Source organism: Kitasatospora sp. NPDC029367 (genome assembly GCF_055569135.1).
Map to the genome: position 1 here is coordinate 92,812 of NZ_JBVHYH010000014.1, position 21,112 is coordinate 113,923.

At 72.5% G+C, this 21,112-nt stretch carries 18 protein-coding genes; 13 read left to right on the plus strand and 5 right to left on the minus strand.

Annotated elements, in window-relative coordinates; all coding sequences use genetic code 11:
• Nucleotides 1–37 precede the first annotated feature (37 nt).
• The 4 genes from ACZ4W5_RS10655 to ACZ4W5_RS10670 all read left to right on the plus strand — a co-directional run bounded on the left by ACZ4W5_RS10655 (nt 38) and on the right by ACZ4W5_RS10670 (nt 4,895).
• A complete protein-coding gene (locus ACZ4W5_RS10655) occupies nt 38–1,594 on the plus strand; it encodes a YifB family Mg chelatase-like AAA ATPase (RefSeq protein ID WP_465653879.1) in 1,557 nt (518 codons plus the stop codon).
• Nucleotides 1,591–2,775, plus strand: coding sequence for a DNA-processing protein DprA (gene dprA / locus ACZ4W5_RS10660; protein ID WP_465653880.1), 1,185 nt, complete (start codon nt 1,591–1,593; stop codon nt 2,773–2,775). The genes ACZ4W5_RS10655 and dprA overlap by 4 nt, the downstream gene beginning before the upstream one ends.
• Nucleotides 2,776–3,151: 376 nt before the next feature.
• Nucleotides 3,152–4,198, plus strand: a complete 1,047-nt coding sequence (gene whiG, locus ACZ4W5_RS10665; protein WP_465653881.1) for an RNA polymerase sigma factor WhiG — start codon at nt 3,152–3,154, stop codon at nt 4,196–4,198.
• Between the two features lie 112 nt (nt 4,199–4,310).
• The gene (locus tag ACZ4W5_RS10670; protein ID WP_360233286.1) at nt 4,311–4,895 is read left to right on the plus strand and encodes a TetR/AcrR family transcriptional regulator; all 585 of its coding nucleotides are present in this window, start codon (nt 4,311–4,313) and stop codon (nt 4,893–4,895) included.
• Nucleotides 4,896–4,952: 57 nt separating this feature from the next.
• Here ACZ4W5_RS10670 and ACZ4W5_RS10675 read toward each other — a convergent pair whose 3' ends face one another.
• The gene (locus ACZ4W5_RS10675; RefSeq protein WP_465653882.1) at nt 4,953–5,612 is read right to left on the minus strand and encodes a murein hydrolase activator EnvC family protein; all 660 of its coding nucleotides are present in this window, start codon (nt 5,610–5,612) and stop codon (nt 4,953–4,955) included.
• A 645-nt stretch (nt 5,613–6,257) separates the two neighbouring features.
• Between ACZ4W5_RS10675 and rpsB the strand changes: the two genes are divergently transcribed.
• The 6 genes from rpsB (at nt 6,258) to rlmN (ending at nt 12,452) form a co-directional block, all read left to right on the plus strand.
• Nucleotides 6,258–7,130, plus strand: coding sequence for a 30S ribosomal protein S2 (rpsB, locus tag ACZ4W5_RS10680; RefSeq protein WP_360233213.1), 873 nt, complete (start codon nt 6,258–6,260; stop codon nt 7,128–7,130).
• A gap of 129 nt (nt 7,131–7,259) precedes the next feature.
• Nucleotides 7,260–8,099, plus strand: a complete 840-nt coding sequence (gene tsf / locus ACZ4W5_RS10685) for a translation elongation factor Ts (protein ID WP_360233216.1) — start codon at nt 7,260–7,262, stop codon at nt 8,097–8,099.
• Between the two features lie 262 nt (nt 8,100–8,361).
• The gene (pyrH, locus tag ACZ4W5_RS10690; protein WP_030056790.1) at nt 8,362–9,126 is read left to right on the plus strand and encodes a UMP kinase; all 765 of its coding nucleotides are present in this window, start codon (nt 8,362–8,364) and stop codon (nt 9,124–9,126) included.
• A gap of 96 nt (nt 9,127–9,222) precedes the next feature.
• Complete coding sequence (gene frr, locus ACZ4W5_RS10695) at nt 9,223–9,780, plus strand: ribosome recycling factor (RefSeq protein ID WP_360233219.1); 558 nt, start codon at nt 9,223–9,225, stop codon at nt 9,778–9,780.
• A 251-nt stretch (nt 9,781–10,031) separates the two neighbouring features.
• Nucleotides 10,032–11,270: a phosphatidate cytidylyltransferase gene (locus ACZ4W5_RS10700; protein WP_465653893.1), complete on the plus strand. Its 1,239-nt coding sequence runs from the start codon at nt 10,032–10,034 to the stop codon at nt 11,268–11,270.
• Nucleotides 11,271–11,351: 81 nt separating this feature from the next.
• The gene (gene rlmN / locus ACZ4W5_RS10705) at nt 11,352–12,452 is read left to right on the plus strand and encodes a dual-specificity RNA methyltransferase RlmN (protein WP_465653883.1); all 1,101 of its coding nucleotides are present in this window, start codon (nt 11,352–11,354) and stop codon (nt 12,450–12,452) included.
• A gap of 53 nt (nt 12,453–12,505) precedes the next feature.
• Here rlmN and ACZ4W5_RS10710 read toward each other — a convergent pair whose 3' ends face one another.
• From ACZ4W5_RS10710 to ACZ4W5_RS10725, 4 genes are all read right to left on the minus strand, one after another.
• The gene (locus ACZ4W5_RS10710; protein WP_465653884.1) at nt 12,506–13,657 is read right to left on the minus strand and encodes a hypothetical protein; all 1,152 of its coding nucleotides are present in this window, start codon (nt 13,655–13,657) and stop codon (nt 12,506–12,508) included.
• A gap of 44 nt (nt 13,658–13,701) precedes the next feature.
• Entirely contained in the window at nt 13,702–14,457 is a 756-nt protein-coding gene (locus tag ACZ4W5_RS10715; protein ID WP_360233228.1) for an ABC transporter ATP-binding protein, read from the minus strand.
• Between the two features lie 225 nt (nt 14,458–14,682).
• Nucleotides 14,683–16,077 carry an aspartate aminotransferase family protein gene (locus tag ACZ4W5_RS10720; RefSeq protein ID WP_360233231.1) on the minus strand — a complete coding sequence of 465 codons (1,395 nt, stop codon included), beginning with the start codon at nt 16,075–16,077 and terminating at the stop codon, nt 14,683–14,685.
• Nucleotides 16,074–16,547: an Lrp/AsnC family transcriptional regulator gene (locus ACZ4W5_RS10725; RefSeq protein ID WP_030306695.1), complete on the minus strand. Its 474-nt coding sequence runs from the start codon at nt 16,545–16,547 to the stop codon at nt 16,074–16,076. Before ACZ4W5_RS10725 ends, ACZ4W5_RS10720 begins: the two co-directional genes overlap by 4 nt.
• Before the next feature lie 250 nt (nt 16,548–16,797).
• Between ACZ4W5_RS10725 and ACZ4W5_RS10730 the strand changes: the two genes are divergently transcribed.
• From ACZ4W5_RS10730 to ACZ4W5_RS10740, 3 genes are all read left to right on the plus strand, one after another.
• Nucleotides 16,798–18,291, plus strand: coding sequence for a gamma-aminobutyraldehyde dehydrogenase (locus tag ACZ4W5_RS10730; protein WP_360233234.1), 1,494 nt, complete (start codon nt 16,798–16,800; stop codon nt 18,289–18,291).
• A gap of 136 nt (nt 18,292–18,427) precedes the next feature.
• The gene (locus ACZ4W5_RS10735; protein ID WP_360233237.1) at nt 18,428–19,786 is read left to right on the plus strand and encodes an aspartate aminotransferase family protein; all 1,359 of its coding nucleotides are present in this window, start codon (nt 18,428–18,430) and stop codon (nt 19,784–19,786) included.
• 72 nt (nt 19,787–19,858) lie between these two features.
• Nucleotides 19,859–21,076 (plus strand): polyamine ABC transporter substrate-binding protein, encoded by a 1,218-nt coding sequence (locus tag ACZ4W5_RS10740; protein WP_465653885.1) that lies wholly within the window; start codon nt 19,859–19,861, stop codon nt 21,074–21,076.
• Nucleotides 21,077–21,112 lie beyond the last annotated feature (36 nt).

Consider the following 21,112-nt stretch of genomic DNA (forward strand, 5'->3'; position numbering starts at 1 on the left):
CCTTGACGCTTGAACACATCTAATCATCAGGGAAGCCGTGAACAGCGGGGAGGCCTGGCCGCAGCGCAAGCTGACCGTCGGGCTCAGCCCCGCCTCGGTGCCCAAGAGCGGCAGCGGCTTCGACCTCGCGGTGGCCTGCGCCGTGCTGGCCGCCGCCGAACGGCTGGACCCGTCCGCCATCGCCGACCTGCTGTTGATCGGCGAGCTGGGGCTGGACGGCCGGGTGCGGCCGGTCCGCGGGGTGCTGCCCTCGGTGCTGGCCGCCGCCGACGCCGGGTACGAACGGGTCGTGGTCGCCGAGCAGACGGCGCCCGAGGCCTCACTCGTGCCGGGCGTGACGGTGATCGGGGTGCGCAGCCTGCGCCAGCTGGTCGCCGTCCTGACCGGGGCCGACGCACCGGAGGAGCCGCCGGGCCCGCTCGGCGGCCGGCCGGATCCGCTGATGGCCGGCCTGATGCTGCCCAGCGCGGGTGTCCGGGGCCTGCCCGACGACCGGGCGCTGCGCCTCGACATGGCGGACGTGGCCGGCCAGTACGAGGCCCGGCGGGCCCTGGAGATCGCCGCCGCCGGAGGCCACCACCTCTACCTCAAGGGGCCGCCGGGCGCGGGCAAGACGATGCTGGCGGAGCGGCTGCCCGCGCTGCTCCCGCCGCTGACCCAGAAGGAGTCGCTGGAGGTCACGGCCGTCCACTCGGTGGCGGGCCTGCTCCCGGCCGGGCGCCCGCTGATCGACTCCGCGCCCTACTGCGCCCCGCACCACTCCACCACGATGCCCGCGATCGTCGGCGGCGGCAGCGGCCTGCCGAGACCGGGCGCGGTCTCCCTCGCCCACCGCGGCGTGCTCTTCCTGGACGAGGCGCCCGAGTTCCCCGTGCGGGTGCTCGACGCGCTGCGCCAGCCGCTGGAGTCGGGCGAGGTGGTGATCGCCCGCTCGGCCGGTTCGCTGCGGCTCCCGGCGCGGTTCCTGCTCTGCCTGGCCGCCAACCCCTGTCCGTGCGGCCGGTACTCACGGCGGGGCGAGGGCTGCGAGTGCACTCCGGTCATGGTCAGCCGGTACCAGGGCAGGCTCTCCGGGCCGCTGCTGGACCGGGTCGACCTCCAGGTCCAGGTCGCCCCGGTGACCAGGATCGAGCTGATGGAGCGGGACTCCACGGCGGAGACCACCGAGACCGTCGCGGCCCGGGTGCTGGCGGCGCGGGAGCGGGCGGCCGCGCGCCTGGCGGACACGCCGTGGCGGACCAACGCCGAGGTACCGGGCCACGAACTGCGCACCCGTTGGCAGCTCGCGGCCGGCGCGCTCAACGACGTCGCCCGCCAGCTGGAGCGCGGGCTGCTGACGGCCCGCGGCCTGGACCGGGTGCTCCGGGTCGCCTGGACGGTCGCGGACCTGGCCGGCCGCGACCGGCCGGACCAGCGGGACGTACGCACCGCCCTGGTCCTGCGCACCGGTGTCGAGCAGGGGCTGCCGCTGCCCGAGCGCGGTTACGGCCGCCTGGGCGGCATCCCGGCCCAGCGCCGGAGCGGCCCCGACGACCGGCCCGCAACACGGTCGCAGTCCGAGGGGACCCAAGGAAAGGACGAGGAGGCGGCATGAACCAGCTGTTGCGGTACTCCCGGGCAGCCCACGCGGACGAAGCCGGCCCGTCGGCCGCGCCCGAACCGGAGCGCCTGGCCCGGGTGCTGCTCAACCGGCTCAGCGAACCGGGCGACGCCGTGGTCGGCCGCTGGCTCGACGAACTCCCCGCCGTGGACGTGGTGCGGGTGATCAGGGAGGGCGCCGTCCCCGACCACCCCGGGCTGGACGCGGCCCGGCTGGCCGCCTACCAGGCCCGACTCCCGGGCCTCGACCCGGTGGCCGACCTGAAACGGGTACGGGACGTCGGTGGACGCTTCATCATTCCGGGGGACACGGAATGGCCGAGTCAACTGGACGACCTGGGCGACGGACGTCCGATCGGGCTGTGGACCACCGGTACCGGTTCGCTGCGGCTGCTCGCCCTGCGCTCGGTGGCGGTGGTGGGCTCCCGGGCCTGCACGGCCTACGGCGCCCACGTCGCCGGCGAGCTCGCGGCCCAACTGGCCGAGCGCGGTTGGGTGGTGGTATCCGGGGCCGCGTACGGGATCGACGCGGCGGCCCACCGCGGGGCGCTGGCCGTCGGCGGGATGACGGTCGCGGTGCTCGCCTGCGGGGTCGACGTGGCCTACCCGAAGGGGAACGCCGAACTGATCCGGCGGATCGGCGAACAGGGCCTGCTGGTCAGCGAACTCCCGCCCGGCGAGCACCCGACCCGGTTCCGCTTCGTGCTCCGCAACCGGGTCATCGCGGCGCTGACCCGGGGCACGGTGGTGGTCGAGGCGGCCGTGCGCAGCGGAGCCCTGAGCACGGCCAGACGGGCGCGGGACCTCAACCGCCACACCATGGGCGTCGCGGGGCCCGTCACCTCGGAGCTCTCCGCCGGGGTGCACGCGCTGATCCGCAGCGGCGGCGCCACGCTGGTCACCGACGCGGCCGAGGTCACCGAGCTGGTCGGGGCGATCGGGGACGACCTGGCCCCGCAGTCCAGCGGGCCGGTGCTGCCGCGGGACTTGCTGGAGCCGCCGGTGGCCCGGGTGCTGGAGGCCGTGCCGGCCACGGCCGAAGGCGCTCCGGTCGAGCGACTGGCCCGGCAGTCCGGCCTCCCGCCGGACGAAGTCCTGCAACGGCTCTACGAGTTGGCCTCGCTCGGCTTCGTGGAGCGGCACGGCGCGCACTGGCGCGCGGTGCGGAGGAGGTGAGCGCCCAGGGGTACGAACACGGGTGCGCCCGGGGGAGGACGGCCGGGACGGTCCGGCTGACCTGCTGATCCGGTTCTTCCGCTCGTCTGGCCGGATCCGATGCGTGAACGCCACCGGATCGGGGGACGACCGAGTGGCGGTAGCGCTTTGCAGTGAGTCGGTCACGCTACGCTCCACATGCCTTCCCTATCAGCACATGACTCGGCAGAACGGCGCAGACCTACGTATGCCCACACACATTCCCGGACACAGAGTGACCGGTGGCGCTCGGTCCGCGGGAGGGCCGCGGACCGAGCGGCGACCCGCGACCGAGTTCCCGTCCAAGGCGGCGGGGACGAAGGGAGGCCTGTCGCGTCAGGGCGGCCGGCCGACGGTGGTGCCGGGCCAGCCCGCGGACACGACCAGGGACGCCGACCCGGCCCAGCGCGCCGACGCCGCTCGCGTCGGCGAGACGGTCCACGGCACCGGGGCGCTCGGCGAGGCAGACGCGCCGGGGGGTGCGGCCGTACCCCGCGCCCCCCGGTTGCCTTCGAGCGCCCCTGCGCCGGACGCCACCTCCCCACCCGGGCCCCGGCCCAGCCAGGACCAGCCCGGGGCGGGGCGGGGGGCGGAGGCCAAGGACACTCCGGGCGCCCGGGACGACCGGGAGCCCGGCGCCCAGGGGCGCAGCGCGCTCGAAGAGCTCTGGCGCTCCTACAAGGAGACCGGCGACCAGCGGCTGCGCGAGCAGCTGATCCTCCACTACTCACCACTCGTCAAGTACGTGGCGGGTCGGGTCGGGGTCGGCCTGCCCTCCAACGTCGAGCAGGCCGACTTCGTCTCCTCCGGGGTCTTCGGGCTGATCGACGCGATCGAGAAGTTCGACATCGACCGCGCCATCAAGTTCGAGACCTACGCGATCAGTCGCATCCGCGGCGCGATCATCGACGAGCTGCGCGCCCTGGACTGGATCCCCCGCTCGGTGCGGCAGAAGGCGAAGGCCGTCGAGCGGACGTACGCGACGCTGGAGGCCCGGCTGCGCCGGACACCGCACGAGCCCGAGGTCGCGGCAGAGATGGGCATCGCGCTCGAGGACCTGCACGCGATCTTCAGCCAGCTGTCGCTCGCCAACGTGGTGGCTCTGGACGAACTGCTGCACCCGGTGGGGGAGGGCGGCGACCGGCCCAGCCTGGTGGACACCCTGGAGGACCACGGCGCGGACGACCCGGTCGAGGTGGCCGAGGACCGCGAGCTGCGCAGACTGCTGGCCCAGGCGATCAACACCCTCCCCGAGCGGGAGAAGACCGTGGTCACGCTCTACTACTACGAGGGCCTCACCCTCGCCGAGATCGGCCAGGTACTGGGGGTGACGGAGAGTCGGGTGAGCCAGATCCACACCAAGTCCGTCCTCCAGTTGCGGGCCAAGCTCTCGGACGTCCGGTAGCGGGCGCCGGGGCCGCCCGCCGGGTCGGCTCCTGCTCCGAATGCGCGGCGCCGTTCCGGCCGCGCGTGCGGCTCCGTACAGTGGGTCCGTGCCGAAGATCCGAGCGGCCACGGTGGCCGAGCATCGCCAGCTGCAGCGGGCAGCCCTCCTGGATGCTGCCCGCACCCTGCTCACCGAGGGCGGCATGGAGGCCCTGACCTTCCCCTCGCTCGCCGCCCGCACCGGGCTGGCGCGCTCCTCCGTCTACGAGTACTTCCGCTCCCGTGCCGCCGTGGTCGAGGCACTGTGTGAGGTGGACTTCCCACTCTGGGCGGCCGAGATCGAGGCCGGGATGGCGAGCTGCGAGACCGCCGCCGAGCGGATCGAGGCGTACGTCCGGGGTCAGCTGGCGCTGGCCGGGGACCCCAGGCACCGGGCGGTCACGGCCATTTCGGCGCTGGAACTGGACGAGGCCGCGCGCGAGCGCATCCGGGCGGCGCACGGCGGGCTCGTCGGCCTGGTCGTCCGGGCGCTGGAGGAGCTCGGCCACGACCAGCCCCGGCTTGCCGCGGCGCTGCTGCAGGGGATCGTGGAGGCGGCCGTCCGCCGGACCGAGCAGTTCGCCACCGGGGACCGTACGGGCTGCCCGGTGGAGTCCCCGGAGGCGGTCGCGGACGCGGCGGTGGCCCTGGCGCTGCACGGCCTCGACCGGACCTGAGTCACCCCTGCCCCGCCCGTCCCCGCCGCACTCCGCCACCCCCACCGCCCCGCGCGGTCACGTACCACCCAGCGGCAGCAGGCGGGCCCGTCCTGTGCCCAGCAGGGCCAGTGGATCGAGGTAGCGGCCCGCGCGCAGCAGCCCCCAGTGCAGGCAGTCCCGCGCGCCGCAGTGCCGTCCGTCCGGGGCGAGCCGTCCGACGACCTGCCCGGCGGCCACCCCGGTGCCGACCGGGACAGTGCCGGTGACGGGGAGGTAGGTGGTCCGCAGCGGGGGAGTCCCGGAGCCCGGATGGACGACGGTCACCACCGGCCGCCCGGCCACCAGCCCGGAGAAGGCGACCACCCCGGCGGCCGCCGACCGCACCTCCGCCCCGGGCGCGGCGGCGAGGTCCACGCCCCGGTGCCCGGCCGCCCACGGCGTGGCCGGCGGCTCGAAGCGCCCCAGCACCGCGCCGGGCCCGCCCACCGGCCAGGCCCGCGCAGGCCCCCGGCCGGCGGAGGCCCCGCCCGCGCCAGCTGCGCCCGGGCCGCCCCCGCCCACCGCGACGGCCCGCACCACCCCCGCACCCGCCACTAGCGCGAGTGCCACCCCCAGCGCGATCCCCCGCACCACCCGCGTGACCACCGCGTCCGCCACCCCGCCCACCCCCACCCCCGGGCCACTCACCCACCCGCCCATCCGGCCGAGCACCCGCCCCACCGTCCGGCTACTCACCCACGCGATCGCCTCCGCGACCGCCCCTCGAACCCCGCTGCGCCCAGTCATGCCCCGAGGCTGTCCGGACCCGGCCGCCCAGACCACCCCCTTCCGGATTCCTGTGGACAAACCACCCCCAGCGCCGGCCGCCATCCCCCGGGCGGGTGTACGGGTGCCGCCGTCCGGTGTACAAACGGCATACGAGGACCGGTCGGTGGGCAGGGAGCCGACCAGCCGGCGCTCGTTCGCCGGTCGCCGCGGCCCCGTCCGCCGCGGCCGTTTCCCGGGCTTCCCCCAGGCCATCCGCCGCCCGGGCGCAGTCCGCCCGCGGGCCCCCGGGCGCCCGAGAAGTCGCTCGCCGCTCGGCGCTTCCCGTACACTTCACACGCGACCCGGTCCACCGGGTCGACTTCGCACGCCCCGCCACCGGTGGTCGGACGCGGTTCTTCCGCGGCCCCGCCAGGTGCGAGTGCCGCTCGGTCCGCCGAGCCCGACCGGTCCCCGGACCGAGCGGGTGGAAGCGGCTCGGCACGATCGGGGCGTCAGGCGTGGCTGTCACCTGGCCGCCACGGACAACCGAGACTGACCCGGCCGTAGGCACTTCACCCGAGGGAACCCCCGAGGGTCGCCGCAGCCGGGCCGTAACACCTGAGGAGCACGGCAATGGCCGTCGTCACGATGCGGGAGCTGCTGGAGAGCGGCGTCCACTTCGGTCACCAGACCCGCCGCTGGAACCCGAAGATGAAGCGCTTCATCATCACCGAGCGCAACGGCATCTACATCATCGACCTGCTGCAGTCGCTGAACTACATCGACCGCGCCTTCGAGTTCATCAAGGAGACCGTTGCCCACGGCGGCAGCGTCCTCTTCGTCGGCACGAAGAAGCAGGCCCAGGAGGCCATCGCCGAGCAGGCCACCCGCGTGGGCATGCCCTACGTGAACCAGCGCTGGCTCGGCGGCATGCTGACCAACTTCTCGACCGTCTACAAGCGCCTGCAGCGCCTCAAGGAGCTCGGCGAGCTGGACTTCTCGGACGTGGCCGGTTCCGGCCTCACCAAGAAGGAGCTCCTGGTCCTCCAGCGCGAGCACGACAAGCTGGAGAAGACCCTCGGCGGTATCCGCGACATGCAGCGCGTTCCCAGCGCCGTCTGGATCGTGGACACCAAGAAGGAGCACATCGCGGTCGGCGAGGCCCGGAAGCTCAACATCCCGGTCGTCGCCATCCTCGACACCAACTGTGACCCGGACGAGGTCGACTACAAGATCCCGGGCAACGACGACGCGATCCGCTCCGTCACCCTGCTGACCCGCGTGATCGCCGACGCCGTCGCCGAGGGCCTGAAGTCCCGCGCCGGTGTCGCCAAGGGCGACGTCAAGGCCGAGCCGGGCGCCGACCAGCCGCTGGCCGACTGGGAGAAGGACCTCATCGAGGGCGAGAAGAAGGCCGAGGAGGCCCCCGCCGCCGCCGAGGCTCCGGCCACCGAGGCCCCGGCTGCCGAGGCTCCGGCCACCGACGCTCCGGCCGAGCAGGCCTGACGTACCACGGGTGAGGGGCACCCGCCGGTACGACACCGGCAGGTGCCCCTCTCTCCCGCGCCGGGACCGAACCATCGGTCCCGGCGCCACTCCACGCAGACACGCGAGACGCGAGAAGAGATTCACACCATGGCGAACTTCACCGCCGCGGACGTCAAGAAGCTCCGTGAGCTCACCGGCGCCGGCATGATGGACTGCAAGAAGGCCCTGGACGAGGCCGAGGGCAACGTCGAGAAGGCCGTCGAGCTCCTGCGCATCAAGGGCCAGAAGGGCGTTGCGAAGCGCGAGGGCCGTGACGCCTCCAACGGCGCCGTCGCCGCGCTGATCGCCGAGGACAAGAAGTCCGGCGTGCTGGTCGAGCTGAACTGCGAGACCGACTTCGTCGCCAAGGGTGACAACTTCGTCCAGGTCGCCGACGCGATCGCCGCCCACGTCGCCAAGAGCGCCCCGGCCGACCTGGACGCCGCCCTGGCGTCCGAGATCGAGCCCGGCAAGACCGTCCAGCAGTTCGTGGACGAGGCCAACGCGACCCTGGGCGAGAAGATCGTCTTCCGTCGCTTCGCCCAGTTCGACGGTGACGGCTTCGTCGCGGTCTACCTGCACAAGACCAGCCCCGACCTGCCGCCGGCCGTCGGCGTCCTGGTCGAGCTGGACAAGGAGAACGCCGAGGTCGCCAAGGACGTCGCGCAGCACATCGCCGCCTTCGCGCCGAAGTACCTGTCCCGCGAGGAGATCCCGGCCGAGGCCCTCGAGAACGAGCGCCGCGTCGCCGAGGCCACCGCCCGCGAGGAGGGCAAGCCCGAGGCCGCCCTGCCGAAGATCGTCGAGGGTCGCGTGACCGGCTTCGTGAAGGAGAACTCCGTCCTGGAGCAGGCCTTCGCCAAGGACAACAAGAAGACCGTCGCCAAGGTCCTCGAGGAGGCCGGCGTCTCCCTCAAGCGCTTCGCCCGCTTCCGCGTCGGCGCCTGAGCCACGTTCCACCTGGTCCCCGGCCCCTCTAGGCTGGGAACCGCCCCCGCCCACTGACCGGGGCGGGCGGATCGCCGAACGGGCTCACCCAGCGCCAACCGTCCATGGGCGGGCCGTGTCGGCACCATGAACGACGAGGAGGCCATTGCCGTGCAGGACACCGAACCGGTTCCCGCGGCAGTGGCCTCCTCTCGTGTACGCGCAGGCCGGGCATCCGCACACCCAGGCCTGTGAGCCAGCAGGTGCACTAAAGGAGAAGTCCATGCAGGAGACGCAGGAGACCGCGCAGGACCCCAAGGCGGGCTCGCGTCGCCGGGTGCTGCTCAAGCTGTCCGGTGAAGCCTTCGCCGGTGGTGGCGGCCTCGGCGTCGACCCGGACGTCGTGCACGCGATCGCCCGTGAGATCGCCACGGTCGTGCGCGCCGGTACCGAGGTCGCGGTGGTCATCGGCGGTGGCAACTTCTTCCGGGGCGCCGAGCTGCAGGTCCGCGGCATGGACCGGGCCCGCTCCGACTACATGGGCATGCTGGGCACCGTGATGAACTGCCTGGCGCTGCAGGACTTCCTGGTCAAGGAGGGCATCGAGACCCGGGTCCAGACCGCCATCACCATGGGCCAGGTCGCCGAGCCGTACCTGCCGCTGCGGGCCGTCCGGCACCTGGAGAAGGGCCGTGTGGTGATCTTCGGTGCCGGTATGGGCATGCCGTACTTCTCCACCGACACCACGGCCGTCCAGCGCGCGCTGGAGATCCACGCCGACGTCCTGCTGATGGGCAAGAACGGCGTGGACGGGGTCTACGACTCCGACCCCCGGACCAACCCGGACGCGGTCAAGTTCGACGCGCTGGAGTACTCCGAGGTCATCGCGCGCGACCTCAAGGTCGCCGACCTCACCGCGATCACCCTGTGCAAGGACAACAACCTCCCGATGCTGGTGTTCGAACTGCTGGCGGAGGGCAATATCGCGCGTGCGGTGAAGAGTGAGAAGATCGGCACACTCATCAGCCAGGATTCTGTCCGGGCCTGAGCAGCAACCCGCCGTACGGGACGGCGTCCGCCGCGACCGGCCCCGATGCCGACACCGGTCGGGACAACAGCAGATGAACCGGACAGGGAGTTCACAGTGATCGAAGAGACCCTCCTCGAGGCCGAGGAGAAGATGGAGAAGGCCGTCGCCGTTTCCAAGGACGACCTCGCGGCCATCCGTACCGGCCGTGCGCACCCGGCGATGTTCGCCAAGATCGTCGCGGAGTACTACGGCGCCATCACGCCGATCAACCAGCTGGCCTCGTTCTCGGTGCCGGAGCCGCGCATGGCGGTCGTCTCGCCGTTCGACAAGACCGCGCTGAAGGCCATCGAGCAGGCGATCCGCGACTCCGACCTGGGCGTCAACCCCTCGAACGACGGTTCCATCATCCGTGTGGTGCTGCCGGAGCTCACCGAGGAGCGCCGCCGGGAGTTCATCAAGATCGCCCGGACCAAGGGCGAGGACGCCAAGGTCTCGATCCGCGCCGTCCGCCGCAAGGCCAAGGACGCCATCGACAAGCTGGTCAAGGACGGCGAGGTCGGCGAGGACGACGGCCGCCGCGCCGAGAAGGAGCTCGACGACACCACGGCCAAGTACGTGGCCCAGGTCGACGAGCTGCTCAAGCACAAGGAAGCCGAGCTGCTCGAGGTCTGATGAACGACGCCCCTGACGCCCCTGGCTACTGGGGCCCGTCCGACCAGCAGTTCCAGCCCTACCGCCCGGCGCCGCAGCCGCAGGCACCCCGGCCGCCGGGCGGTCCGGCGCCGGGGCACCCCGGCCACCCGGAGCCCCGGGCCGCCCACCAGGGCGGGCCGGGTGCCGGCCCGGGGGACCAGGACCTCCGTTCGGATCACTCGCAGCAGCCTCCGGTGTACTGGGGCGGCGACGCGGAGGAGACTCAGGTCATGCCTCCCGTACCGGCCGATCCCGGCCCGCACCCCGGTGCGCCCGACCGCGGTCCGGCGAACGGCCCGGTGAACGGCCCCGCGAACGGTCCGGCGACCGGCCCCGCGAACGGCCCGGCCGGCGCTCCGGTCGGCCCCGCCGCCGACCCGGCCCGGGAGGCCGGTCGGACGGGCGGTCCGCTGTTCCGGGACGAGCAGCCCGGGACGCCGCCGGGCGTGACGGAGACGGTTGTGCTGCGCGCGATAACCGACGACGCCACCCCCGCCCCCGGCCACGGCGCCCCGCCGTACCCGGGGGCTCCGGTGCATCCCGCGCCGCCGCAGAGCCACTGGGCGGCCGGGCAGCCCCCCTTCGTGCCGTCGTCCCATCCAGGGCAGGAGACACCCGTGGCCGCCCAGCCCGCCCCGCAGCCGGAGCCGCGCAAGCAGCGCGGCGGCCGTAACCTCCAGGCCGCCATAGGCGTGGGAGTCGGCCTCGGCGTGGTGATCGTCGCCACGCTGTTCGTCGTCAAGGCGCTGTTCCTGTTCGTCGTGATGGCCGCGGCGTCGGTCGGCGTCTGGGAGCTGACCAGTCGGCTGTCCGAGCGCAAGCAGATCAAGGCGCCGCTGATCCCGTTGCTCGTGGGCGGCGTCGCCATGATCGCCACCGGCTACTGGGCCGGCGTCGAATGGGCCGCGGCCTCGCTCGCGCTGACCGGGCTGGCGGTGATGGTCTGGCGGATGGCCGAACCGCCGGAGAACTACCTCCGGGACATAACGGCAGGGGTGTTCACCGCCTTCTACGTGCCGTTCCTGGCGACCTTCGTGGCGATGATGCTGGCGGCCGACGACGGTCCCCAGCGGATCGTGCTCTTCCTGATCGTCACGATCTGCAGCGACACCGGCGCCTACGCGGTGGGCTACAAGTTCGGCCGGACCAAGCTGGCCCCGACCATCAGCCCCGGCAAGACCCGCGAGGGCCTGGCCGGCGGCATCGGCCTGTCGATGCTGGCCGGCGCCGTGCTGATGCAGCTGATCATCGACGACGGCAGCTGGTGGCAGGGCCTGATCCTGGGCGGCTGCGCCGCGGTCACCGCGACCCTGGGCGACCTGGGCGAGTCGATGATCAAGCGCGACCTCGGGATCAAGGACATGGGCACCCTGCTGCCCGGCCACGGCGGCATCATGGACCGGCTGGACTCGCTGCTGCCGACCGCCCCGGTGGTCTGGCTGCTGCTGGCGGCCTTCGTCGGGAGCTGACCCGCCCACCGACCGTTCCGCGACGGGGCCCCGGACGCCAGGCGACCGGGGCCTCCGCGCGTCTGCGACACTGGAACAACCATGCCTAAGCCCGGAGAACTCACCTTTGTCGCGCCGCGCGGCGCCAAGCCCCCGCGACACCTCGCCGACCTGAGCCCCGCCGAGCGCAAGGAGGCCGTCGCCGAGCTGGGCGAGCAGCCGTTCCGCGCCAAGCAGCTCTCCAACCACTACTTCGGCCGGATGTCGAACGACCCGGCGACCTGGACGGACATCCCCGCCGCCAGCCGGGAGAAGCTGACCGAGAGCCTGCTGCCCGAGCTGATGTCGGTGGTGCGGCACGTCTCCTGCGACGACGACACCACCCGCAAGACGCTCTGGAAGCTGTTCGACGGCACGCTCGTCGAGTCGGTGCTGATGCGCTACCCGGACCGGGTCACCATGTGCATCAGCTCGCAGGCCGGCTGCGGCATGAACTGCCCGTTCTGCGCCACCGGCCAGGCGGGGCTGACCCGCAACCTGTCGACCGGCGAGATCGTCGAGCAGATCGCCGCCGGGATGCGCGCGCTCAAGGCCGGCGAGATCCCCGGTGGCGAGGCGCGGCTGTCGAACGTGGTCTTCATGGGCATGGGCGAGCCGCTGGCCAACTACAACCGGGTGCTGGCCGCGATCCGCCGACTGACCGACCCGGCTCCGGACGGCTTCGGCCTGTCCCAGCGCGGCATCACGGTCTCCACGGTCGGGCTCGTGCCGGCCATGAACCGGCTGGCGGACGAGGGTCTCAGCTGTCGCCTGGCGCTGTCGCTGCACGCGCCGGACGACGAGCTGCGCGACGAGCTGGTCCCGGTGAACACCCGGTGGAAGGTCGCCGAGGTGCTGGACGCGGCGTCGAACTACGCGGAGAAGTCCGGCCGCCGGATCTCCATCGAGTACGCGCTGATCAAGGACATCAACGACCAGGCCTGGCGCGCCGACCTGCTCGGCCGGCTGATCAAGAACCACCGGGTGCACGTCAACCTGATCCCGCTGAACCCGACCCCGGGGTCCAAGTGGACCGCCTCCCGGCCCGAGGACGAGCGCGAGTTCGTCCGCCGGCTCCAGTCGCACGGCGTGCCGACCACCGTCCGCGACACCCGCGGCCAGGAGATCGACGGCGCCTGCGGCCAGCTCGCCGCGGCGGGCTGAGTACCGCGGTAGCGGCGTACTGAGGACCCCGGCAGGCTCTCCTGCCGGGGTCCTCAGCGCAGTCCGGCGGCCGCCAGCGCGGCGGTCGCCCCGCCGGTCAGCAGCAGCGTGGTGCCCACCGCGAGGGTGCGCAGGGCGACCGCGCCGAACAGCAGTCGGGGCGAGGCACCGAGGCGCAGCAGTGCCTCGGTGATCTCCCGGCGGTCGGTACGGACCTCGGCGAGCCGGGCGACCACCGCGGCGACCGTGCAGCCGAGCACCAGGCAGGCCTCGACGGCGGGCAGCGCGTCGGCGCTGTCGGGGGTGCCGATCCAGTAGCGGACGGTGGTCAGCACCAGGGCGACGACCAGGGTGAGTACGGCCAGCGGCGGTCCGAGCCGACGGGCCTGGGCGGTGAGGCCGCGTCCGGCGAGCAGCCGCAGCGGGGTGGGCCGGCCGAGGGCGAGCAGCCGTCCGGTCCAGGCGAGCAGCGGGCCGGTGAGCAGGGCGAGGCCGAGCGCGCCGCCGGCCCAGCCGCCGAGGGCGGCGGTGCTGGTGGTGCCGAGTCCGGCGGGCAGGTGGATCGGACGGCCGTCGGCGGGGGCGCCGGGCCGCAGGGCGATGAGTTCGAGCGCGGCGCCGATCACCACCAGTCCGACCGGTACGGCGATCCGCAGCGGGCCGAAGTCGGTCCGGCCGCGGGTGCGGCCGCCGGGCAGGGTCTCGGCGACGGGCACCGAGAAGGCGGCGGCGAGACCGGCGGTGAGCGGGACCAGGGCGAGCAGGGTGACCGGCGCGGCGGCGGGCAGCGGCACGCCCATGCCGAGGTCGGGGGCGAGCGAGGGGCCGGCGATGTCGTTGCGCAGCACCAGGAAGAGCAGCAGGGTGAGCACGCTGCCGAGGGTGCAGGCGAGGGCGACCTCACCGGCGATCAGGGTGCGGATCCGGCGGGAGCCGGCTCCGGCGGCGGTGAGGCCGGCGATCCGCTCGGGCCGTCGGGCGGGCACCGAGCGGGCGGCGACGGCCGCGAACCAGGCGACGGCGGCGAGCGGCGGCAGGCACCAGAGCAGCCGCGCCAGCGCGTCGGCGCCGCCGAGCGGGTCGCTCAGCGCGCGGCCGAGGGAGCGCAACAGGAAGGCGGCGACGACGGCGGCCGCCAGGGCGGTGAGCAGCCAGCGGCCGAGGTCGGGCACCCGGTAGCCCCGGGCCAGACGGAGGTAGAACACGTCGACTCTTTCAGCGGCTCGGCTCTGTCAGCGACTGGTGGCGGTCAGCGGCGGGTGGCGGTGACGGCGGAGGCACCGGTCGTGCCCGGGGCGGCGGCGCCGCGCGGGACGGGGGCGGCGGGGGCGGTGAGCCGACCGTCGACGAGGGCGACGGAGCGGTCCGCGAACCGGACGAGCTCGGGGTCGTGGGTGGCCAGGACGAGGGTGAGCTGGTGCGAGCGGGCCGCGCTGGTCAGTATCCGCAGGACCTGGTCGGCGGCCTCGCGGTGCAGCGGGGCGGTGGGGTCGTCGGCGAAGACGACGGGCGGCAGCGGGGCGAGGGCGCGGGCGACGGCGATCCGCTGGCGCTGGCTCTGGACCAGCCGGTCGGGGCGCCGACGGCCGATCTCGCCGACGTCCAGGCGCTCCAGCCACTCGTCGGCGGCGGTGTAGGCGGCCTTGTTGCCGGCACCGGCGAGCAGCAGCGGCAGGGCGACGTTCTCGCGGGCGCTGAGCTCGGGCACCAGGTGGGGTTCGGAGCCGACGAAGCCGAAGCGGTCGCGGCGCAGCCGTTCGCGTCCGGCGCGGCCGAGGGTGTGGACGGGGGAGCTGTTGAACCAGACCTCGCCCTCGTCGACCGGGAGCTGGGCGGAGAGGCAGCCGAGCAGGGTGCTCTTGCCGCAGCCGCGCGGGCCGGTGACGGCGAGCACCTCGCCCTCGCGGACGCCGATGGAGATGCCGCGCAGGGCGGGGGTGCCGTCGTGGGACTTGACGATCCCTCGGGCCCACAGCACGTCGTTGTCAGGCGGTGCCGCTGACATGAGGTTCCATCCTGGGTGGCCGCAGGGATATGACAGTCGTCAGATTAGAACGACCGGGGCCGGTCGCGGTTGCGGCGCTCTGGTCCATCACGGGCAAATCACCCGCATTCAGGCATGTTTGGTCGTACGACTGTGATGTTCCGTGGCGTTGCGTGAACGCCGAAGGGCGGCCCCGCGGGTGCGGGGCCGCCCTTCGGCGGAGGGTGGGGAGGAGGGCTCAGGGGATCAGAGCTTCGCCCACGCGTCGGTGAGGCTGGTCCGCAGGATCTGCTCGATCTCGTCGAAGGTCGACTGGTCGGAGATCAGCGGCGGGGCCAGCTGGACGACCGGGTCGCCACGGTCGTCGGCGCGGCAGTACAGGCCGTTGTCGAAGAGGGCCTTCGACAGGAAGCCGTAGAGCACGCGCTCGGTCTCCTCGTCGTTGAAGCTCTCCTTGGTGACCTTGTCCTTGACGAGCTCGATGCCGTAGAAGTACCCGTTGCCGCGGACGTCGCCGACGATCGGCAGGTCGCGCAGCTTGCTCAGGGTGCCCAGGAAGCGCGACTCGTTGTCGAGCACGTGCTGGTTGAGGCCCTCGCGCTCGAAGATGTCGAGGTTGGCGAGCGCCACGGCGGAGGAGACCGGGTGGCCGGCGAAGGTGTAGCCGTGCAGGAAGGTGTTGTCACCCTTGTAGAACGGCTCGGCGATGCGGTCCGAGATGATCGTGGCGCCGATCGGGGAGTAGCCCGAGGTCATGCCCTTGGCGCAGGTGATCATGTCCGGCACGTAGCCGAACTTGTCGGCGCCGAACATGGTGCCGAGGCGGCCGAAGGCGCAGATGACCTCGTCCGAGACCAGCAGCACGTCGTGGCGGTCGCAGATCTCGCGCAGGCGCTGGAAGTACCCGGGCGGCGGCGGGAAGCAGCCGCCGGCGTTCTGCACCGGCTCGACGAAGACTGCGGCGACGGTCTCGGGGCCCTCGAAGAGGATGGCCTCCTCGACCTGGTCGGCGCACCAGCGGCCGTACGCCTCGGGGTCGACGGTGCCGTCGGGGCCCTCGAGGTAGTGCGGGGCGCGGTAGATGTTGGTGTTCGGGGCCTTGTGGGTGCCCGGCACCAGCGGCTCGAACGGGGCCTTGAGGCCCGGCAGGCCGGTGATGGACAGCGCGCCCTGGGGGGTGCCGTGGTAGGCGATGGCGCGGGAGATGACCTTGTACTTGGTCGGCTTGCCGATCAGCTTGAAGTACTGCTTGGCGAGCTTCCAGGCGGTCTCGACGGCCTCGCCGCCACCGGTGGAGAAGAAGACCTTGTTGAGGTCGCCCGGGGCGTAGTTGGCCAGGCGCTCGGCCAGCTCGACGGCCTTGGGGTGCGCGTAGCTCCAGATCGGGAAGAACGCGAGTTCCTTGGCCTGCTTGGCGGCGACCTCGGCGAGCTCGGTGCGGCCGTGACCGGCCTGCACGACGAACAGGCCGGCCAGGCCGTCGATGTACTTCCGGCCCTTGTCGTCCCAGATGTACGTGCCCTCGCCCTTGACGATGGTCGGCACGGGGGAGTTCTCGTACGACGACATGCGGGTGAAGTGCATCCACAGGTGGTCGTAGGCGGTCTTGGAAAGGTCCTTCTGCGCCGGGTCGGCTGTCATCGGGTGCCCCAGGTGTAGGTCTGTTTCCGGAGTTTCAGGTAAACGAAGCTCTCGGTGCTCCGCACGCCGGGAAGCGCGCGGATGCGCTTGTTGATCATTTCGAGCAGGTGCTCGTCGTCCTCGCAGACCAGTTCGGCCAGGAGGTCGAACGAGCCTGCGGTGCAGACGACGTAGTCGACCTCGTCGAGGGCGGCCAGCGCGTCGGCGACGGGCTCGATGTCGCCCTCGACCCGGATGCCGACCATCGCCTGGCGGGTGAAGCCGACGGTGAGCGGGTCCGTGACGGCGACGATCTGCATCACGCCTTGGTCGAGCAGCTTCTGGACGCGCTGCCGTACGGCTGCCTCGGACAGGCCGACGGCCTTGCCGATGGCGGCGTACGGGCGGCGCCCGTCCTCCTGGAGCTGCTCGATGATCGCCTTGGAGGCGGCGTCGAGGGGAACACTCGCGTTCCGGTCGCGGTTGGCCACGCCGCCACTGTGCCTGATCGTTCCCCTGTTCGCAAGCGTGGAAGCTGCTGATTTCGTCGTGCTTCTGGAAAACCCATGCGGATTTCATCGTGTACGCGCACCACGCCTGTCGATCCCGGCAGTCCTGCGGCTACTCTGGCACGGTACGCGCGCGCCCCCGCAGGGCGGCGCGCATTCCGCCACCAGTGGACCGTGCCGCTCCCGGCCGGGCCACTCGGCACCCTTCGTAGGCCGGATCCGTCGACGTACCATGGCGCCGGAATCTGCAACGCCGCAGGCCCAGACCGAGGAGAGACCCGTGAGCGACCTTCGCACGCTGCGCAACTACATCAACGGTGAGTTCGTCGACGCGGCTGACGGCCGCACGCTCGACATCGTCGACCCGACCACGGGCGAGGTCTACGCGACCTCGCCGCTGTCCGGTGCCGCTGACGTGGACGCGGCCATGGCCTCGGCCGCCGCCGCCTTCCCGGTCTGGCGCGACGCCACCCCGAGCACCCGGCAGAAGCTGCTGCTCAAGATCGCCGACGCGGTCGAGGCCCGGGCCGACGAGATCGTCGACGCCGAGGTGCGCAACACCGGCAAGCCCCGCGCGCTGACCCTCTCCGAGGAGATCGGCCCGATGGTGGACCAGATCCGCTTCTTCGCCGGTGCCGCCCGGCTGCTGGAGGGCAAGGCCGCCGGCGAGTACATGGACGGCATGACCTCGATCATCCGCCGCGAGCCGGTCGGCGTCTGTGCCCAGGTCGCGCCGTGGAACTACCCGATGATGATGGCGGTCTGGAAGTTCGCCCCGGCCATCGCCGCGGGCAACACCGTGGTCCTCAAGCCCTCGGACACCACCCCGGCCTCCACCGTGCTGCTGGCCGACATCATCGGCGGCATCCTCAAGGACCTGGAGCTGCCGGCCGGCGTCTTCAACGTCATCTGCGGCGACCGCGAGACCGGCAAGCTGATGGTCGAGCACCGGACCCCGGCGATGGCCTCCATCACCGGTTCGGTGCGGGCCGGCATCCAGGTCGCCGAGTCGGCCTCCAAGGACGTCAAGCGGGTCCACCTGGAGCTGGGCGGCAAGGCCCCGGTCGTGGTGTTCGAGGACGCCGACATCGCCGAGGCCGTCGAGGGCATCTCGGTGGCCGGCTACTTCAACGCCGGCCAGGACTGCACCGCCGCCACCCGTGTGCTGGTGCACGAGTCGATCCACGACGCCTTCGTCGAGGCGCTGGCCAAGGCCGCGGCCGAGACCAAGACCGGCGGCGTGGACGACGAGGACGTGCTCTACGGCCCGCTGAACAACGCCAACCAGCTCAAGCAGGTGGCCGGCTTCATCGAGCGGCTGCCCGCCCACGCCAAGGTCGAGGCCGGTGGCCACCGGGTCGGCGACAAGGGCTACTTCTACGCCCCGACCGTCGTCTCCGGCCTGCAGCAGGACGACGAGATCATCCAGAACGAGGTCTTCGGCCCGGTCATCACCGTGCAGAAGTTCACCGACGAGGAGCAGGCCGTCGAGTACGCCAACGGCGTCGAGTTCGCGCTGGCCTCCTCGGTCTGGACCAAGGACCACGCCCGCGCCATGCGGATGTCCCGCCGCCTGGACTTCGGCTGCGTCTGGATCAACACCCACATCCCGCTGGTCGCCGAGATGCCGCACGGCGGCTTCAAGAAGTCCGGCTACGGCAAGGACCTGTCGGCGTACGGCTTCGAGGACTACACGCGAGTCAAGCACGTCATGACGGCGATCTGATCAATCAGTTGAACTGACAAGGGGCCCGGGTCTTTTCGACCCGGGCCCTGTCGCTTTGCACCCTGTCGGCGGGTCGTGCGTCCGGCTGACAGGATGAAACTGCACTTCGGAGGCGCTCGGCCCTAGCCTTACCGGCATGAGCATCCCCACCGCTGACTCAGCCGCCGGAAAGGCGGTCAAGGCCGCCGACCGCGCGCACGTCTTCCACTCGTGGTCCGCCCAGGCGCTGATCGACCCCCTCGCGGTGGCCGGCGCCGAGGGCTCGTACTTCTGGGACTACGACGGCAACCGCTACCTCGACTTCTCCTCGCAGCTGGTGAACACCAACATCGGGCACCAGCACCCGAAGGTGGTCGCCGCGATCCAGGAGCAGGCGGCGAAGCTCTGCACGCTCGCCCCCGGCTTCGCGGTCGAGGCGCGCAGCGAGGCGGCCCGGCTGATCGCCGAGCGCACCCCGGGCGACCTGGACAAGATCTTCTTCACCAACGGCGGCGCCGAGGCGGTCGAGAACGCCATCCGGATGGCCCGGCTGCACACCGGCCGGCAGAAGGTGCTCTCCACCTACCGCTCGTACCACGGCGCCACCGCCAACGCGATCGCCCTCACCGGCGACCCGCGGCGCTGGGCCAACGAGACCGGCGTCTCCGGCGTGGTGCACTTCTGGGGCCCGTACGCCTACCGCTCCAACTTCCACGCCGAGGACGAGGCGCAGGAGTGCGAGCGCGCGCTGGCGCACCTGGAGCAGGTGATCGCCTTCGAGGGACCGGGCACGGTGGCCGCGGTCATCCTGGAGACGGTGGTCGGCACCGCCGGCATCCTGATCCCGCCGCCGGGCTACCTGGCCGGGGTGCGGGAGATCTGCGACCGCCACGGGATCGTGTTCGTCCTGGACGAGGTGATGGCCGGCTTCGGCCGCACCGGCGAGTGGTTCGCCGCCGACCACTGGGGCGTGGTGCCGGACCTGATGACCTTCGCCAAGGGCGTCAACTCCGGCTACGTCCCGCTGGGCGGTGTGGCGATCAACGCCGAGATCGCCGCCACCTTCGCCGAGCGGCCGTTCCCCGGCGGGCTCACCTACTCGGGGCACCCGCTGGCCTGCGCCTCGGCAGTGGCCACCATCAACGCCATGGCGGAGGAGGGCATCGTCGAGAACGCCAAGCACATCGGCGAGACGGTGCTCGGCCCCGGCCTGCGCGAGCTGGCTGAGCGGCACCCCTCGATCGGCGAGGTGCGCGGCCTCGGCGTGTTCTGGGCACTCGACCTGGTGAAGGACCGGGAGACCCGGGAGCCGCTCGTCCCCTACAACGCCGCGGGCGCCGCCAACGCGCCGATGGCCGAGCTGGCCGCCGCCTGCAAGCAGCGCGGGCTCTGGCCGTTCGTCAACATGAACCGCTTCCACGTCGTCCCGCCGTGCACCGTCACCGAGGAGGAGGCCAAGGCCGGCCTCGCGGTCCTGGACGAGGCGCTGTCGGTGGCCGACGCGCACACCGTCTGACGTACCTACCAGGACGGCCCCGGGCGCACCCGCGTGTTCCCGGGGCCGTGCCACGCTCCGGAAGGCCTCCACATGTCCCGCAGCTCCACCCCGACCCGCCGATCCCCCGCCGACCGCCCGCAGGGCCCGGCGCGCCTGCGCCGGCGTTCCGTCCTCGGCGGGGCCGCGCTGCTCGGCGCCGGCACGCTGACCGGCTGCGGCATCCCGTCCGCGTACGTCGCCGAGGACCGCCGCTCGGCGCCGGACCGCTCGGAGCACGACAAGCGGCTGAACTTCTCCAACTGGACGCAGTACATCGACACCGACGACCAGGGGAAGCGCCCGACCCTGGACGCGTTCAGCGAGAAGACCGGGATCGCGGTCACCTACACCGAGGACATCAACGACAACGACGAGTTCTTCGGCAAGATCAGCCCGGTGCTCACCCAGGGCGCCGACCCGGGCCGGGACCTGATGGTGATCAGCGACTGGATGGCCGGGCGGTACGTCTCGCTGGGCTGGGTGCAGGCGATGGACCGGGCCAACCTGCCCAACGTCACCGCCAACCTGGACCCGCAGCTGGCGAACCCGGTCTTCGACCCGGGGCGCCGGCGCAGCGTGCCCTGGCAGTCCGGGATCACCGGCATCGCGTACAACCGCAAGGCGCTGGGCCGGGAGCTCAGGTCCACCGCCGACCTCTGGGCGCCCGACCTCAAGGGCCGGATCACGCTGTTCGCCGGGCTGGACGAGGCGCTCGGGCTGCTGATGCTCTCCCAGGGCGCGGACATCGCGCGGTTCGGGGACGACGACGCGCACAAGGCGATGGACCTGGTGCAGAAGATGGTCGACAGCGGGCACGTGCGCCGCTTCACCGGCAACGACTACACCAGCGACCTCGCCTCCGGCGCCGCGATCGCCTGCCAGGCCTACTCCGGCGACGCCGTCCAGCTCACCGCCGAGAACCCCGACATCGCATTCGTGGTGCCGGAGGAGGGCGGCGAGCTGTGGGCGGAGAGCCTGATGATCCCCAACCGGGCGGTCCACAAGCGCAACGCCGAACTGCTGGTCGACTACTACTACCAGCCCGAGGTGGCCGCCGAACTCGCCGCGGCCGTCCAGTACATCTGCCCGGTGCCGGCCGCCCGCGAGGTGCTGGCGGACAGCGGGGACAAGGACAAGGCCGAACTCGCCGAGAACCCGCTGGTGTTCCCGACCGAGGAGATGCGCGCCCGGCTGCACAGCATGCGGGACGTCACCTCGGCCGAGCGGCCGGAGCTGCACAAGGTCTGGGGGCGCATCACCGGGGTGTGACCCCGCGCGGGGCCCCGCCCCGGTCCGTCCGCCCGG